The sequence below is a fragment of the Exiguobacterium sp. s6 genome (assembly GCF_018618155.1).
GTDB lineage: Bacteria > Bacillota > Bacilli > Exiguobacteriales > Exiguobacteriaceae > Exiguobacterium > Exiguobacterium mexicanum_A.
Genome location: NZ_JACSLN010000001.1, coordinates 1,600,602 through 1,616,330, shown reverse-complemented (window position 1 = coordinate 1,616,330; position 15,729 = coordinate 1,600,602). Strand labels below are relative to the sequence as shown.

General features: G+C 53.0%; 12 protein-coding genes. All 12 read left to right on the top strand.

What is annotated here, in order from left to right:
• Window positions 1-29: 29 nt before the first annotated feature.
• The 12 genes from KNP75_RS08345 to pnp all read left to right on the top strand — a co-directional run bounded on the left by KNP75_RS08345 (window position 30) and on the right by pnp (window position 15,702).
• Window positions 30-1,730, top strand: a complete 1,701-nt coding sequence (locus KNP75_RS08345; protein WP_215190208.1) for a proline--tRNA ligase — start codon at window positions 30-32, stop codon at window positions 1,728-1,730.
• Between the two features lie 75 nt (window positions 1,731-1,805).
• Window positions 1,806-6,098, top strand: a complete 4,293-nt coding sequence (locus KNP75_RS08340) for a PolC-type DNA polymerase III (RefSeq protein ID WP_215190207.1) — start codon at window positions 1,806-1,808, stop codon at window positions 6,096-6,098.
• 119 nt (window positions 6,099-6,217) lie between these two features.
• The gene (rimP, locus tag KNP75_RS08335; protein WP_034777274.1) at window positions 6,218-6,688 is read left to right on the top strand and encodes a ribosome maturation factor RimP; all 471 of its coding nucleotides are present in this window, start codon (window positions 6,218-6,220) and stop codon (window positions 6,686-6,688) included.
• Window positions 6,689-6,700: 12 nt separating this feature from the next.
• Complete coding sequence (gene nusA, locus KNP75_RS08330) at window positions 6,701-7,867, top strand: transcription termination factor NusA (protein WP_034777276.1); 1,167 nt, start codon at window positions 6,701-6,703, stop codon at window positions 7,865-7,867.
• A complete protein-coding gene (gene rnpM / locus KNP75_RS08325) occupies window positions 7,864-8,142 on the top strand; it encodes an RNase P modulator RnpM (RefSeq protein ID WP_215190206.1) in 279 nt (92 codons plus the stop codon). Before nusA ends, rnpM begins: the two co-directional genes overlap by 4 nt.
• Entirely contained in the window at window positions 8,139-8,435 is a 297-nt protein-coding gene (locus tag KNP75_RS08320) for a YlxQ family RNA-binding protein (protein ID WP_021067159.1), read from the top strand. The genes rnpM and KNP75_RS08320 overlap by 4 nt, the downstream gene beginning before the upstream one ends.
• 21 nt (window positions 8,436-8,456) lie before the next feature.
• Window positions 8,457-10,691, top strand: coding sequence for a translation initiation factor IF-2 (gene infB, locus KNP75_RS08315; RefSeq protein ID WP_034777280.1), 2,235 nt, complete (start codon window positions 8,457-8,459; stop codon window positions 10,689-10,691).
• 18 nt (window positions 10,692-10,709) lie between these two features.
• Entirely contained in the window at window positions 10,710-11,060 is a 351-nt protein-coding gene (rbfA, locus tag KNP75_RS08310) for a 30S ribosome-binding factor RbfA (protein WP_034777282.1), read from the top strand.
• A 48-nt stretch (window positions 11,061-11,108) separates the two neighbouring features.
• Window positions 11,109-12,017 (top strand): tRNA pseudouridine(55) synthase TruB, encoded by a 909-nt coding sequence (gene truB, locus KNP75_RS08305; protein ID WP_214763895.1) that lies wholly within the window; start codon window positions 11,109-11,111, stop codon window positions 12,015-12,017.
• A gap of 15 nt (window positions 12,018-12,032) precedes the next feature.
• A complete protein-coding gene (locus tag KNP75_RS08300; protein WP_215190205.1) occupies window positions 12,033-12,959 on the top strand; it encodes a bifunctional riboflavin kinase/FAD synthetase in 927 nt (308 codons plus the stop codon).
• Between the two features lie 124 nt (window positions 12,960-13,083).
• A complete protein-coding gene (rpsO, locus tag KNP75_RS08295) occupies window positions 13,084-13,353 on the top strand; it encodes a 30S ribosomal protein S15 (protein WP_015881433.1) in 270 nt (89 codons plus the stop codon).
• 132 nt (window positions 13,354-13,485) lie between these two features.
• Window positions 13,486-15,702, top strand: coding sequence for a polyribonucleotide nucleotidyltransferase (gene pnp, locus KNP75_RS08290; RefSeq protein ID WP_138859580.1), 2,217 nt, complete (start codon window positions 13,486-13,488; stop codon window positions 15,700-15,702).
• Window positions 15,703-15,729 lie beyond the last annotated feature (27 nt).

Genomic DNA, 15,729 nt, shown 5'->3' with positions numbered 1-15,729 from the left:
CGGGTTATAGAAGGGAAACGTTGATACCTATGAAACAATCGAGACTGTTCATGCCTACGCTTAGAGAAGTGCCGGCCGACGCAGAAGCCGTCAGCCATCAACTCCTCGTCCGCGGGGGCTTCATGCGCCAAAACGCCGCTGGAATTTATTCGTATCTTCCACTCGGCCACCGCGTGTTACAAAAGATTCAAACGATCATCCGCGAAGAGATGAACCGGGCCGGTGCCCAAGAATTGCTCATGCCAGCGATTCAACCGGCGGAACTGTGGGAAGAGACGGGTCGCTGGGGTATTTATGGTCCTGAACTTATGCGATTGACCGATCGTCACGATCGTCGCTTCGCCCTCGGTGCGACGCACGAGGAACTCATCACGTCGATCGTGCGCGATGAACTCAACTCCTACAAAAAGTTACCGGTCAACTTGTATCAGATTCAAACGAAATATCGCGACGAGCGTCGTCCACGTTTCGGACTGCTCCGGGGTCGTGAGTTCTTGATGAAAGATTCGTATTCGTTCCACGCCACACAAGATGACTTGGACGACGAATACAAGAACATGTATAACGCCTATTCCAACATCTTTGACCGCATCGGTTTAAAATATCGCCCGGTCGTAGCTGACTCGGGTGCCATCGGCGGGAAAGACACGCACGAATTCCAAGCGCTTGCCGATATCGGGGAAGACACGATTGTCTATACGGACACGTCGAACTACGCCGCCAATATCGAGATGGCAGAAACGCTCGACCGCTATGACATGCAAGCGGCCGAAGTGCTTGCCCTCGACAAGGTCGACACGAAAGACAATAAGACGATTGAAGATGTGGCGCGCTTCTTGAACATCGACACGAAGACGACGATCAAGTCGGTCCTCTTCAACGTCGATGGCGAGACGATCATGGCCATCGTTCGAGGTGATCACGAGGCGAACGACGTCAAAGTGAAGAACGCCCTCGGCGGACTCGACATCCAAATGGAAGAAGAAGCGACGATCATCGATTTGTTCGGCTGTGAGCCGGGCACGCTCGGACCGATTCATGCACCGGTCAAAGTCGTGGCCGATTACGCCGTCAAATATTTGGTCGACGCGGTATGTGGGGCCAACGAGGCGAACACCCATTATACGCACGTCAACGCCGAACGCGACTTGTCGCATTTGACGTATCATGACCTCCGTTTCGTCGTCGAAGGCGACATGGCACCTGACGAGTCGGGTCCGGTCCGCTTCGCTCGCGGGATTGAAGTCGGACAAGTGTTCAAGCTCGGCACGCGCTATTCAGAAGCGATGGGTGCGACGTTCTTGAACGAAGAAGGTCGGGCCGAACCGCTCATTATGGGTTGCTACGGCATCGGCGTCTCACGCACATTGTCGGCCGTCATCGAGCAACATCATGACGATCGCGGTATCGTTTGGCCGAAGAGCGTCGCTCCGTTCGATGTGCACTTGATTGCCATCAACACGAAAGACGAAGCGCAAGTCGAACTCGCGAACCGTTTGTACGATGAGCTGTCATCGACGTACGATGTGTTGTATGATGACCGTAAAGAACGGGCTGGCGTCAAATTCGCCGATGCTGATTTGATCGGTCTTCCGATTCGTATCAACGTCGGGAAAAAAGCGAGCGAAGGTATCGTCGAAGTGAAAGTACGTGCCACTGGCGAAGTCCTTGAGACGACGGTAGATGAGTTGCCACGTGTGATCACGGCGCAACTGAACGAGGCAAAATGATCGATGAAGGTGACGGTTTCTTGCCGTCACCTTCATTTTTCGACATCGAATGATAAAAGGGGGGACTTCTTACCCGTGGAAGCTAATCAAAAAATGCAATTGCTCTTGACCGATCTCGGCATCACAACCGAGACGGAACAATTCGACGATGCGGAATTGACGCGACTTGTCGTCAACAAGCAGCGCCGGACGTGGACGTTTTATTTCCAGTTGCAGCGCGTGTTGCCGTACGAGGTGTATCAACTGTTCATGAGCCGAATCGAGAGCCGGTACGCGACGTTCGCTGACGAGGTGTACGCGCGTTTCACGACGACCTCAGGCGGTGCCGAACAGGATTATATCGACTATTGGCCGCGTATCGTCAGTGAACTCAGCCAAGTGTCGGGTGCGATGCGCAGTTATTTCGCATCGGTCTCACCGCGCTTTGAGCAGAACAAATTGCTCATCCCGGTGCGCTCGGCCCCTGAGGCGAACTATGTCGATAAAGAGTTATGTCAAGAAGTCCAAGCGCTCTATAGCGCCTACGGCTTTATGAAGAAACCTTGCCAAGCGCTGTTCTCGGAGAATGAAGAAGCAAACCAAGCGCTCCGTGAACAAGTCGTGCAAGAAGATTTGGAACAAGCGAAGCTCGCGCTCGCAGCGCAATTCGCGAAGGCGACCGAGACGAACGACGAACCGGTCACCGAGGTACGGATGGGCGCCTTGATCAAAGACGAGATCGTCCCGATTAAGACGATCATCGAAGAAGAACGACGCGTCGCCATCCGTGGCCTCGTCTTCTCGGCCGAACGGAAAGAACTGAAGAGCGGGAAGAAACTGTTCACGTTCAAGATGACAGACTATACCGATTCACTCATCGTCAAAGTGTTCGCACGCGATGACGATGATGACCGGATGCTCAGCGCCGTCAAAAAAGGCATGTGGATCCAAGCGGCCGGCCGGGTCGAGGATGACAGCTTCATGCGCGAACTGTGCATGATGGCATCGCAACTGCAAGAAGTGAAAGTCGAACCGGCCCGTGACGAGTGGGCCGGTGAGAAACGCGTCGAATTACACGCACATACGCAAATGAGCCAGATGGACGCGGTCACGAACGTATCGGCGCTCGTCGCCCGGGCGGCCAAATGGGGCCATCGCGCCATCGCCATCACCGATCACGCCGGCGTCCAGTCGTTCCCGGAAGCCTATTACGCCGGGAAAAAGAATGACATCAAAGTGCTGTTCGGGGTCGAGGCGAACGTCGTCAATGACGGCGTGCCGGTCGCGTATCACCCGACCGATGTCCCGCTCGATGATGCGACATATGTCGTCTTCGACGTCGAGACGACCGGACTTTCGGCCGTCTACAACAAAATCATCGAACTTGCCGGGGTCAAAATTAAAGACGGTGAAATCATCGACCGGTTCGAGGCGTTCGCCGATCCGAAACATCCGCTCTCGGCTACGACGATCGAGCTGACGGGCATCACGGACGACATGGTCCATGGCCAGCCCGATCCCGAAGTCATCGCCAAACAGTTCGTCGATTGGTGCGGGGACGGCATCCTCGTCGCCCATAACGCATCGTTCGATATGGGCTTCTTAGAAGCGACGCTTCGGAGCGGGGGGCACGAGCCGGATGACTATCCCGTCATCGACACGCTCGAACTCGCCCGGACGATTTTACCGACGCTCAAAAACCACCGCCTCAACACGCTCGCGAAGCGATTCGATATCGAGTTGACCCAGCATCACCGGGCCATCTATGATGCGGAGGCGACGGCGTATTTGCTCATGAAACTGCTCGAACTCGCCAAACAGATGTTTGAGATGCAGACGCATCGCTCACTGAACGCGAAAGTCGGAAGCGACGTCTCGAAAATCCGTCCGTTCCATGCGACGATTTATGCGAAAACGAAAAAACCGGGACTTCGTCACTTATACGAACTAATCTCGTTGTCCCACATCGATTACTTGTTCCGGATGGCACGCATGCCGCGCTCGGAAATCGTGAAGCGCCGTGAAGGACTTCTCATCGGTTCGGCGTGTGACAACGGTGAAATTTTTGACGCCGCCCTGAACAAGTCAGACGAAGAGCTTGAGAAGATGATGGCGTTCTACGATTTCATCGAGATTCATCCCCCGGCGCTCTATATGCATTTGATCGATAAAGAGATCGTCGCCAACGAGCTTGAGTTACGGGAAATCATCAAGCGGATCATTCGCGTCGCCGGACAGGCCGGCCTGCCGGTATGTGCGACCGGAAACGTTCATTACCTTGACCGGACAGACCGCTCGTACCGAGAGATCTTGATTCGGACGCAAGGTGGTGCCAACTTCATCAACACGCGGAAAGAACTGCCGCACGCCCATTTCCGGACGACGAAAGAGATGATGGAAGAGTTCAAGTTCCTCGGGGACGAACTCGCCCGCGAAATCGTCATCACGAACCCGAATGCAATCGCCGATCAAATCGAGTCGATTCAAATCATTCCGGACGATTTGTACACGCCGAAGATTGAAGGCGCAGACGATGAGGTCCGGAACATGAGTTACGACATGGCCCGTTCGATTTACGGGGACGAACTGCCGGAAATCGTCGAGGCCCGGCTCGAGAAAGAGCTGAAATCGATTATCGGACATGGCTTTGCGGTCATCTATTTGATTTCGCATAAGCTCGTCAAGAAATCGCTCGACGACGGCTATCTCGTCGGTTCACGTGGTTCGGTCGGCTCGAGTTTCGTTGCGACGATGACCGAAATCACCGAGGTCAACCCGTTGCCGCCGCATTACGTCTGTCCGAAGTGCCAACACTCGCACTTCTTCAATGACGGTTCGGTCGGGTCCGGGTATGACTTGCCGGACAAACAATGCCCGGAGTGCGGGACCTGGTATACGAAAGACGGTCACGATATCCCGTTCGAGACGTTCCTCGGTTTCAAAGGGGACAAGGTCCCTGATATCGACTTGAACTTCTCGGGTGAATATCAACCGCACGCCCACGCCTATACGAAAGTATTGTTCGGTGAAGAGTATGTGTATCGTGCCGGTACAATCGGGACGATTGCCGATAAGACGGCGTATGGATATGTGAAAGGTTATGCGACCGAGAACGATAAGATTTATCGGAACGCCGAAGTCGATCGGCTCGTCTCGGGCGTCACCGGCGTCAAACGGACGTCGGGACAACACCCGGGGGGGATTATCGTCGTCCCGGATTATATGGACATCGCCGAAATTTCGCCGATCCAATATCCGGCCGATGATAAGTCGTCCGAATGGAAGACGACCCACTTCGACTTCCACTCGATTCACGACAACTTGCTCAAACTCGATATTCTCGGTCACGATGATCCGACCGCGATTCGCATGCTGCAAGATTTATCGGGTATTGATCCGAAGACGATTCCGACAGACGATCCGACGGTCATGAAAATCTTTTCATCGCCGGAAGTACTCGGTGTCACGCCGGAGCAAATCGAATCGAAGACGGGTACGCTAGGGATTCCGGAGTTCGGGACGAAGTTCGTCCGGCAGATGCTCGAAGAGACGAAACCGTCGACGTTCTCCGAACTCGTTCAAATTTCGGGACTGTCTCACGGGACAGATGTCTGGATTGGGAACGCGAACGAACTCATCTATAACGGGACGTGTGAATTGAAAGACGTCATCGGGTGTCGTGATGATATCATGGTCTACTTGATTTATGCGGGCCTCGAACCGTCATTCGCCTTCAAAATCATGGAGTCGGTACGGAAAGGGAAAGGCTTGTCGGAAGACATGGAGACGGAGATGCGGGCCAACGATGTCCCGGAATGGTACATCTCGTCTTGTAAGAAGATCAAGTATATGTTCCCGAAAGCGCACGCCACGGCGTACGTGCTCATGGCCGTCCGGATCGCCTACTTCAAAGTGCATCATCCGATTTTGTATTACGCGACGTACTTCACGGTCCGGGCCGGCGACTTCGATTTGTCGGCCATGATCAAAGGGTCACAGGCCGTGCGTAAAGCGATGTCGGATATCCGTGAAAAAGGGTTCGAAGCCACGGCGAAAGACAAAGGGCTTCACACCGTGCTCGAGCTCGCACTCGAGATGTTAGAGCGCGGCATGAAGTTCCAGAACATCGATTTGTACCGTTCGAGCGCGACCGAGTTCTTGATTGAAGGGAACACGCTCATCCCGCCGTTCAATGCCGTCGATGGTCTCGGTACGAACGCGGCGAAAGCGATTGTCGAGGCGCGCGCCGAAGGACAGTTTTTATCGAAAGAAGACTTGCGCAAACGGGCCAAGTTGTCGAAGACGATCGTCGAGACGCTCGATACGATGAAATGTCTCGAAGGCCTCCCGGATGAGAACCAACTCTCGTTCTTTGATTTTGGGGTGTAAGTTGCGAAAAACCGGGAAAATATGATATATTGGTATCGAACAATGTTGGATACTACGACGGAAAGGAGTAGGGAACCCTACTCCTTTCTTGTATGTAAAAGCCAGAAGGAGGGATGAGAGTGTCCAAAATAACAGAAGTCGTCGAAGCGATCGCGTTGCCGATCGTGGAGCGTGAGAACATGGAATTGGTCGATGTCGAATTCGTGAAAGAAGGGCCAGATTGGTTCTTGCGCGTCTATATCGACAAGCCGGGGGGCGTCGATTTAGATGATTGCGTCAACATCAACGAACAACTCTCGGAAAAACTAAACGATAGCGATCCGATCGAACAAGCCTATTATCTTGACGTCTCGAGTCCCGGTGCCGAGCGACCACTGAAAAAGCCGACCGACTTTGAACGTGCGATTGGGAAGAATGTCTATATCAAGACGTTTGCCCCGATTGAAGGTGCCAAAGAGTTCGAAGGCATTTTGACGGAATATGACGGCGAGACCGCCGTCGTCGAGACGCGCATCAAGACAAGAAAAAAAGCGATATCGCTACCGGTAGACAAAATTGCACAAGCCCGCCTAGCGGTCACGTTTAGTTAAGGAGAGGTAAAGATGGGGCCACAATTACTCACAACAATCGAACAGATTGCTAACGAAAAAGGAATCGAGAAAGAGATTATCATCGATGCGCTCGAGCAGGCGCTCATTTCGGCATATCGTCGAAACGTCGCCAACCCGAATGAAAACGTAAAAGTTGAATTCGACCAAGTGACTGGTGATATTCGTGTCTTCGCACTTCTCGAAGTCGTTGAACGTCTCTCGCATCCGGAGCAACAATTGTCGCTCGAAGAAGCGCATGAGATTGACCCGAACTACGAGTTAGGAGACTTCCATAAAGAAGAAGTCACACCGAGCGACTTCGGTCGCGTCGCGGCGATGACAGCCAAACAAGTCGTCACGCAAAAGATGCGGGAAGCCGAGCGCGAGCGCATTTATAACCACTTCGTCGATAAAGAAGACGAGATCATGACGGGGATTGTGGAACGGTTCGACCCACGCAACTTGTATATCGGTCTTGAAAACAATATCGAAGCGGTGCTCACACCGAACGAACAGATGCCGAATGAATCGTACCAGATTCATGACCGTATCAAAGTGTACGTGACGAAAGTCGATTCGACGACGAAAGGTTCTGGCGCAGCCATTCAAGTCTCGCGGACGCATCCAGGTTTGTTGCGTCGTCTGTTCGAGCTCGAAGTGCCAGAAATCGCGAGCGGTACGGTCGATGTTATGTCGGTCTCACGTGAAGCGGGTGATCGTTCGAAGATTGCCGTCCATTCAGACATCGTCGATCCAGTCGGCGCTTGTGTCGGTCCGAAAGGGCAACGTGTCCAAACGATCGTCGATGAGCTCAACGGTGAGAAAATCGATATCGTTCGTTGGTCGAACGATCCGAAAGAGTTCGTGAAAAACGCACTCAGCCCGGCTCAAGTCGTTGACGTGTACGTCAATGAACCGAATAAGTCGACGACGGTCGTCGTGCCAGACTATCAATTGTCACTCGCCATCGGGAAGCGTGGTCAAAACGCCCGTCTTGCCGCTAAATTGACGGGATGGAAAATTGATATCAAGAGCGAGACGGATGCAGAAGGCATGGACTTATATGATACGTACGCCGAAAAAGTTGAACCGGAGCCAGAAATTGTTCACAATGAAATGGAACAAACTGACTCGGTTGACGTCGCCCTCGAGCCGACAACGGTGAAAGAAGAGGAATGACCATGAAGCAAAAGAAACTTCCTTTGCGCAAATGTGTGGTCACGCAAGAAATGTTACCGAAACAAGCGTTGATTCGTGTCGTTCGGACGCCGGAAGGCGATGTCGTCATCGATACGTCCGGTAAATTGAACGGGCGTGGAGCGTATTTGTCGAAAGATGCGGATGTGATTCGTTTAGCAGAGAAAAAACGGACACTCGATCATCATTTAAAAGTCAAGACGAGTGACACGCTTTATGAGCAGCTGCTTCAAGCTGTTACAGGAGCCGAATCATGAGTCAGTGGGAATCATTGTTAGGCCTCGCCGCACGGGCGAGGAAAGTAACGATGGGAGAAGAGTTTGTGTTGAAGGATGTGCGAGCTGGCCGAGCCAAACTCGTCATCCTTGCCGGAGACGCTGGAGCGTCTACGAGAAAACGGGTTACCGACAAATGTACATCGTATGGTGTTCCATTGATTGAAGTGAGCGACCGATATACGATCGGGGCTGCTTTAGGTAAAGACATGCGAGTCGTCGTGTCTGTGACAGAATCCGGATTTGCGAACAAGCTTAAGCAACTTCTCTCTTAACTATTAACGGAGGTGGATGCTTTGGGAAAACGCGTCTATGAATTTGCAAAAGAACAGAATGTAACAAGTAAACAAGTCATTACTCAGCTCGAGAAAATGAACAAGCCAGTGAAAAACCACATGGCTGTCTTAGATGAGGAATCGGTCAAGCAACTCGACCGTGTCTTCAATCCTGAGAAATACCGCTCGGCTGATAAGCAAGAAAAACCAGCTGCAACGAAACCAGCTGCAACGAAGTCGGCCGAGTCAAAACCGGCTGACGCGAAACCTGCTGCCAAGCAAGAAGCACCGAAAGCACGCCCACAAGCGTCTGGCGGTCAAAGCAACCAAGCGGGCAACCGTGGTGGCAACCGCTTCGGCAACAATCGCAACGACAACCGCAACAAGAAACGCGGTGGTAAATTCAAAGGCAAGCCTGCGAAAGCAGCCGTGCCATTGGAAGCGGATCCGAATTCAAAAACGAGTCAACGTAAAGCAGCTCGTTTAGCGCAAGAGTCTGAAATGGGCAACGTCATCAAGTACGATGATGTCCTCAGCGTATCAGACCTCGCTGCGAAGATGGATAAAAAGCCAAACGAGATCATCATGAAGTTGATGGGTCTTGGTGTCATGGCGACGATCAACCAAACGCTTGATGACGAGACGATTGAGTTGCTTGCAACTGAATTCGGTTACGAAGTTGAGAAAGAAGTACTCATCGATGAGACGGACTTTGAAGAAGTGGAAATCGACTTCTCTGAGTACGAGCTTGTTGAGCGTCCTGCTGTCGTCACAATCATGGGTCACGTCGACCATGGTAAGACAACACTTCTTGACTCGATCCGCAACACGAAAGTCGTTGCTGGTGAAGCCGGCGGAATCACGCAGCACATCGGTGCTTATCAAGTTGAAGTCAACGATAAAAAGATCACGTTCCTCGACACACCAGGTCACGCCGCCTTTACGACGATGCGTGCCCGTGGAGCCGAAGTGACAGATATCGCGATTATCGTTGTCGCAGCGGATGACGGCGTGATGCCACAGACAGAAGAAGCCATCTCACATGCGAAAGCGGCAAACGTGCCGATCATCGTCGCCGTGAACAAAATGGATAAAGAAGGCGCAAACCCTGACCGCGTCAAACAAGAATTGACAGAGTTCGGTCTCGTACCGGAAGAGTGGGGCGGCGAAACGATTTTCGTACCGATCTCAGCTTTGAAAGACGAGGGGATCGATGAGTTGCTCGAGATGATCTTGCTCGTATCAGAAGTCGAAGAGTACAAGTCTACGCCTGAAATGCCAGCTCGCGGTTCGGTCATCGAAGCGAAGCTCGATAAAGGCCGCGGTCCTGTCGCCACGCTTCTCGTTCAACACGGGACACTCCGGATCGGTGACTCGATCGTCGTCGGCAGCACGTTCGGACGCGTCCGGGCCATGGTCAACGATATCGGTCGTCGTGTGAAAGAAGTCGGTCCATCGACGCCAATCGAGATCACAGGATTGAACGATGTCCCACAAGCCGGGGATCAGTTCATCGTGTTCGAAGATGAGAAAAAAGCACGTGCAATCGGAGAAAAACGTTACCAACGTTACCTCGAATCACAGCGTCGCGAATCGGCTAAAGTTAGTCTTGATGACTTGTTCAGCCGCATTCAAGAAGGCGAAGTCAAAGATTTGAACGTCATTATCAAAGCAGACGTTCAAGGTTCGGCGGAAGCACTCGCTGGTTCACTCCGCAAAATCGACGTCGCAGGCGTTAAAATCAACATCGTCCACCAAGGTGTCGGTGCAATCACAGAAGGTGACGTCATTCTCGCTTCGGCGGCAAATGCGATCATCATCGGATTCAACGTTCGCCCAGATGGTAACGCCCGGTCGATGGCCGAGCAAGAGCATGTTGAAATGCGTCTGCACCGCATCATCTATAACGCGATCGATGAAATCGAGAGCGCGATGAAAGGGATGCTCGACCCTGAGTTCGTTGAAGAAATCACAGGACAAGTTGAAGTCCGTGACGTCTTTAAAGTCTCGAAAGTCGGTACGATTGCCGGCTGTTACGTCACAGAAGGTAAAATCTCACGCGACGCCGGCGTCCGCATCATCCGTAACGGGATTGTTGTGTACGAAGGAAAACTCGATACGCTCCGCCGCTTCAAAGACGACGTCAAAGAAGTCGCGACAGGTTACGAGTGTGGGATTAAAGTAGAGAAGTTCGACGACATCAAAGTGGAGGACGTTATCGAAGCGTTCATCATGAAAGAAGTCGAACGTAAATAAAGCGAGGAGGGAACACGTATGAACATTCGTGCCCAACGCGTCGCAGAGCAGATGCGTAAAGAGATTACAGATATCTTGCTCCGTGAAGTCAACGACCCACGTACGAAGAACGCTACAATTACAAGCGTCGATGTGACGGGAGATTTGCAGCAAGCGACAGCCTACTACACGGTGCTCGGAGACGACGCCGAAGTGAAGGCTGAGACGCAAGCTGGTCTCGATAAGGCGAGCGCATTTATTCGCCGCGAGATCGGGAGCCGCATCCGTCTTCGGAAAACGCCAGAATTGTCGTTCGAATACGATTCATCGGTCGCATATGGTAGCCATATCGATTCATTGATTCGTGACTTAAATCGGAACGACCAATAAATTGAAGGGGGGACTCGCGTCTCCCCTTTTTTGATGGGAGGAATCCAGATGGAACCAACAGGTGTATTGATTTTAGATAAAGACAGCGGCATGACGAGCCACGACTGCGTGTTCAAGCTCCGTAAATTGTTCCAAACGAAGAAAGTCGGTCATACCGGCACGCTCGACCCCGAAGTGACCGGTGTCCTGCCGATCTGTCTCGGCCGGGCGACAAAGCTGTCACGTTTTCTGACCGATGAAGGCAAACGGTACGCCGCCGAGATTACAATCGGGACGGCGACGATGACCGAGGATGCCCATGGCGAGGTCGTCGAGACGCGCGAAGTCGGTCCGGAGGCGTTCACTGCTGCAGACATCGATCGCGTCCTCGAGACGTTGACAGGAAAAATCGAGCAAATCCCACCGTACTTCTCTGCCGTCAAAGTGAACGGCAAGAAATTGTACGAATACGCCCGGAAAGGTCAGACGGTGGAACGACCGCGCCGCATCGTCGAGATTCATCGCCTCGTCCGGACGAATGACCCGGTCATCGAAGACGGTGTCTGCCGTTTCCGTGTCGACGTCGAGTGTGGCAAAGGCACATTCATCCGGACGCTCGCCGTCCAAATCGGGGAGCGTCTCGGCTATCCGGCTCATATGAGCGACCTGCGGCGGACGCGGTCTGGTTCGTTCGAGGAGACGGCCGCTGTCACGTTGCAACAACTCGCCGACCTCGAGACGGTCGAGGAACGCATGAACCACCTCATCCCGCTCGAAGAGGTCATCAAGCGTTGGCCTGCCATGACGATTCCGGCCAATCGGGAGCGGTATATTCGAAACGGGGGACGTTTGAACGACGTCTCGCTCGAATTTGAACTGTTTACTGTCTATAATGAAGAAGGAATTCCACTTGCCCTCTATCGACGGCTTGACGGAACAACAGACGCAAATGTCGAGGTCATGTTGACCATCGACTAAAGGGGAGATTGAAGTATGGAAACGATCCATCTGACGTATCCTGAGACACCAGACCTGGTCCCTTCGGTCATGGTGCTCGGATTTTTCGACGGCGTCCACACCGGACATCAGGCCGTGATTCGGCATGCACAGGCGCAAGCGAAACAGCTCGATGTACCCGTGACCGTAATCACGTTCGACCCGCACCCGAAACAAGTGCTCTCAAACAAACTGGATGCGGTCCGTTATATCACACCGCTCCAGCGGAAATTGAACCGAATTGCCGGACTCGGTGTCGAACGGTGTATCGTCATCACGTTCACGAAAGAGTTGGCGAGCCTGTCACCGCAACAATTCGTGGATGACTATTTGATTGGTGCCGGTGCGGTCCACGTGACGGCAGGTTTTGACTACTCGTACGGTAAATTTGGCGAAGGGACGATGGAGACGCTGCCGTATCATGCGCGCGGTCGCTTCACGACCTCGGTCGTCGCCGAACAGACGAGCGGCGGCGAAAAAGTGTCGTCGACGCGGATTCGTCAATTGCTCGGTGCCGGTGACGTCGATGTGGCGAGCGAGTTGCTCGGTACGCCGTACGTCATCTGCGGGGAAGTCATCCACGGCGACGCCCGTGGCCGGACGATCGGTTACCCGACAGCGAACGTCGTCATGGACGCCTCGTATGTCATGCCGCGTCTCGGTGTCTACGCGACGCGTGTACGGCTTCAGGACGGCCGGACGTTCGACGCGATGACGAACGTCGGTCGGCGGCCGACGTTTTATGCGACCGGGGACGTCTCAATCGAGAGCCACTTGTTCGATTTCTCAGAGGATCTATACGGGCAACTGATCGAGATCGAATGGATGCATTACTTGCGTGACGAGCGGGCCTTCGACGGACTCGACGCACTCATCGCTCAACTCAAGCAAGATGAGACAGCCGCCCGGGCAATCCTGTCTTGACTTTGAATGGGTGGTACGGTATCCTAATTTGGTACGCAAAGTACACCGCTTCGCTTGGCTGGACGATTCACCAACGACGGCTCGGCAACGCGGCAATTTTCTATTAAATGGAGGTGGAGAGGCAATGGCACTCTCAAAAGAACGTAAAAACGAAATCATCGCGGAATACGCGACAAAACAAGGTGACACTGGTTCACCGGAAGTTCAAGTTGCAGTATTGACTGAACAAATCAACACTTTGAACGATCATCTTCGTACACACAAGAAAGACCACCACTCACGTCGCGGTCTTTTGAAAATGGTTGGACGTCGCCGTAACTTGCTTACGTACCTTCGTAACAAGGACGTTACACGTTACCGTGAATTGATTCAACGCCTTGGTCTCCGTCGTTAATCCGAACGGACCATGTGACGGACTGGGACACTTGTTCCTAGTCCGTTTCTTCTTTTTTGGGAGGAAAATCATTAGACATTCATATGAATGAGTTACATAATAAACTAGATAAGGTTTGAGAGGAGAATGTTCATGTTAGGTACGAAACAAGTCTTTTCTACTGAATGGGGCGGTCGTCCGCTATCTGTAGAAGTCGGGCAACTTGCGAAACAAGCAAACGGCTCGGCACTCGTCCGTTATGGGGACACGGTCGTGCTCGCCACGGTCACAGCATCGAAAGCGCCGAAGGATTTAGATTTCTTCCCGCTCACGGTCAACTATGAAGAAAAATTATACTCGGTCGGTAAAATCCCAGGAGGTTTCCTCCGTCGGGAAGGACGTCCTGGAGAGAACGCGATTTTGACATCACGTCTCATCGACCGTCCGATCCGTCCGCTTTTCCCTGACGGATTCCGTCACGATATTCAAGTCATGATCTACGTCATGTCGAACGATCCAGACTGCTCGGCTGAAATGGCCGGTATGCTTGGAACGTCGATCGCACTCTCAATTTCGGACATCCCGTTCGACGGGCCGATCGCCGGAGCGACAGTCGGACGTGTCAACGGTGAGTTCGTCGTCAACCCGACGACAGCTCAACTCGAACAGACGGACCTTGAGCTCCAAGTCGCCGGAACAGCAACTGCGATCAACATGGTTGAGGCAGGCGCGAACGAAGTACCGGAAGACGTCATGCTCGAGTCAATCTTGTTCGGTCACGAAGAGATCAAGAAATTGGTCGCGTTCCAAACAGAAATCGTCGAAGCTGTCGGGAAACCGAAGTTCGAATATACGGTATCGAAGTTTGATGATGCTTTGTCGGCTGAGCTCGAAGCAGCACGTCCAGAAATCAACGCCGCGGTTCAAGTCGAAGAGAAGCATGCACGTGACGCAGCAATCAACGAAGTGATTGCTAAATACGTAGCTGCATACGAAGAATCACTCGCTGACGAACCGGCCAAGTTGAAAGAAGTATCTGGCATCTTGAACAAGTTCGTCAAAGACGAAGTCCGCCGTTTGATCACGGTCGACAAAGTTCGTCCGGACGGTCGTCGCCCGGAAGTCATCCGCCCGCTCGCATCAGAAACGGGCTTGTTGCCACGCGCCCACGGCGTTGGGTTATTCACACGTGGACAAACACAAGTCATGTCGGTCGCGACACTCGGCGTCATCGGAGATGCTCAAATCATCGACGGCATCGGGTTAGAAGAGAACAAGCGCTTCATGCACCACTATAACTTCCCGCCGTTCTCGGTCGGAGAAGCTCGTCCGGTGCGTGCGCCAGGTCGTCGTGAAATCGGTCACGGTGCCCTCGGAGAACGTGCACTTCTTCCAATCATCCCGAAAGAAGCCGACTTCCCGTACACGATTCGTCTCGTCTCGGAAGTACTCGAGTCGAATGGTTCGAGTTCACAGGCGTCAATCTGTGGTTCGACACTCGCCCTCATGGACGCAGGTGTGCCGATCAAGGCACCAGTTGCCGGGATCGCAATGGGTCTCATCATGGAAGGCGAACACTATACGGTCCTCACTGACATCCAAGGTCTCGAAGATCATCTCGGAGACATGGACTTCAAAGTAGCAGGAACGAAAGACGGGATCACGGCGCTCCAAATGGACATCAAAATTGCCGGGATCACGCGTGAGATCTTGGAAGAGGCACTCGAACAAGCACGTTCAGGCCGTCTCCATATCTTGAACCATATGCTTGAGACGCTCGACGCACCGCGTCCGCAGTTGTCGAAGTATGCACCGAAAATCGTGACGATGACGATTAATCCGGACAAGATCCGCGACGTGATCGGACCGGGCGGGAAGATGATCAACAGCATCATCGACCAAACGGGTGTCAAAATCGATATCGAGCAAGACGGTACAGTCTTCATCGCGTCGACCGATCAAGAAGGCATCGACATGGCGATGGCGCTCATCGGCGACATCGTCCGCGAAGTCGTCGTCGGCGAAGAGTTCGATGCGACGGTTCGTCGGATTGAGAAATTCGGCGCTTTCGTTGAGTTGTTCAAAGGCAAGGACGCGCTCGTCCACGTCTCTGAGTTCAGTCTTGATCGCGTCGCGAACGTCGAAGACGTCGTTAAACTCGGTGATACAATTAAAGTCCGCGTAACGGAAATCGATGACAAAGGCCGAGTCAATGCCTCGCACAAAGTGCTCATCCTTGAAGGATTGTCACCGGAAGAACGCGAAGCATACGAAGCGAAACGTAAAGCGCAGCGCGAGAGCCGTCCACCACGTGACAGCCGTCCGCCGCGTCGTGACGGAGACCGTCGTCCGCCACGCCCGACAAACTAATCATGATGGCCATCGTCTGGTGCGATG

Bases quoted from the DNA above. Each gene is read 5' to 3' on its own strand.
- KNP75_RS08345 (WP_215190208.1), top strand. From the start codon at position 30: ATGAAACAATCGAGACTGTTCATGCCTACGCTTAGAGAAGTGCCGGCC.
- nusA (WP_034777276.1), top strand. From the start codon at position 6,701: ATGGGGCCACAATTACTCACAACAATCGAACAGATTGCTAACGAAAAA.
- rnpM (WP_215190206.1), top strand. From the start codon at position 7,864: ATGACCATGAAGCAAAAGAAACTTCCTTTGCGCAAATGTGTGGTCACG.
- KNP75_RS08320 (WP_021067159.1), top strand. From the start codon at position 8,139: ATGAGTCAGTGGGAATCATTGTTAGGCCTCGCCGCACGGGCGAGGAAA.
- rbfA (WP_034777282.1), top strand. From the start codon at position 10,710: ATGAACATTCGTGCCCAACGCGTCGCAGAGCAGATGCGTAAAGAGATT.
- truB (WP_214763895.1), top strand. From the start codon at position 11,109: ATGGAACCAACAGGTGTATTGATTTTAGATAAAGACAGCGGCATGACG.
- KNP75_RS08300 (WP_215190205.1), top strand. From the start codon at position 12,033: ATGGAAACGATCCATCTGACGTATCCTGAGACACCAGACCTGGTCCCT.
- rpsO (WP_015881433.1), top strand. From the start codon at position 13,084: ATGGCACTCTCAAAAGAACGTAAAAACGAAATCATCGCGGAATACGCG.
- pnp (WP_138859580.1), top strand. From the start codon at position 13,486: ATGTTAGGTACGAAACAAGTCTTTTCTACTGAATGGGGCGGTCGTCCG.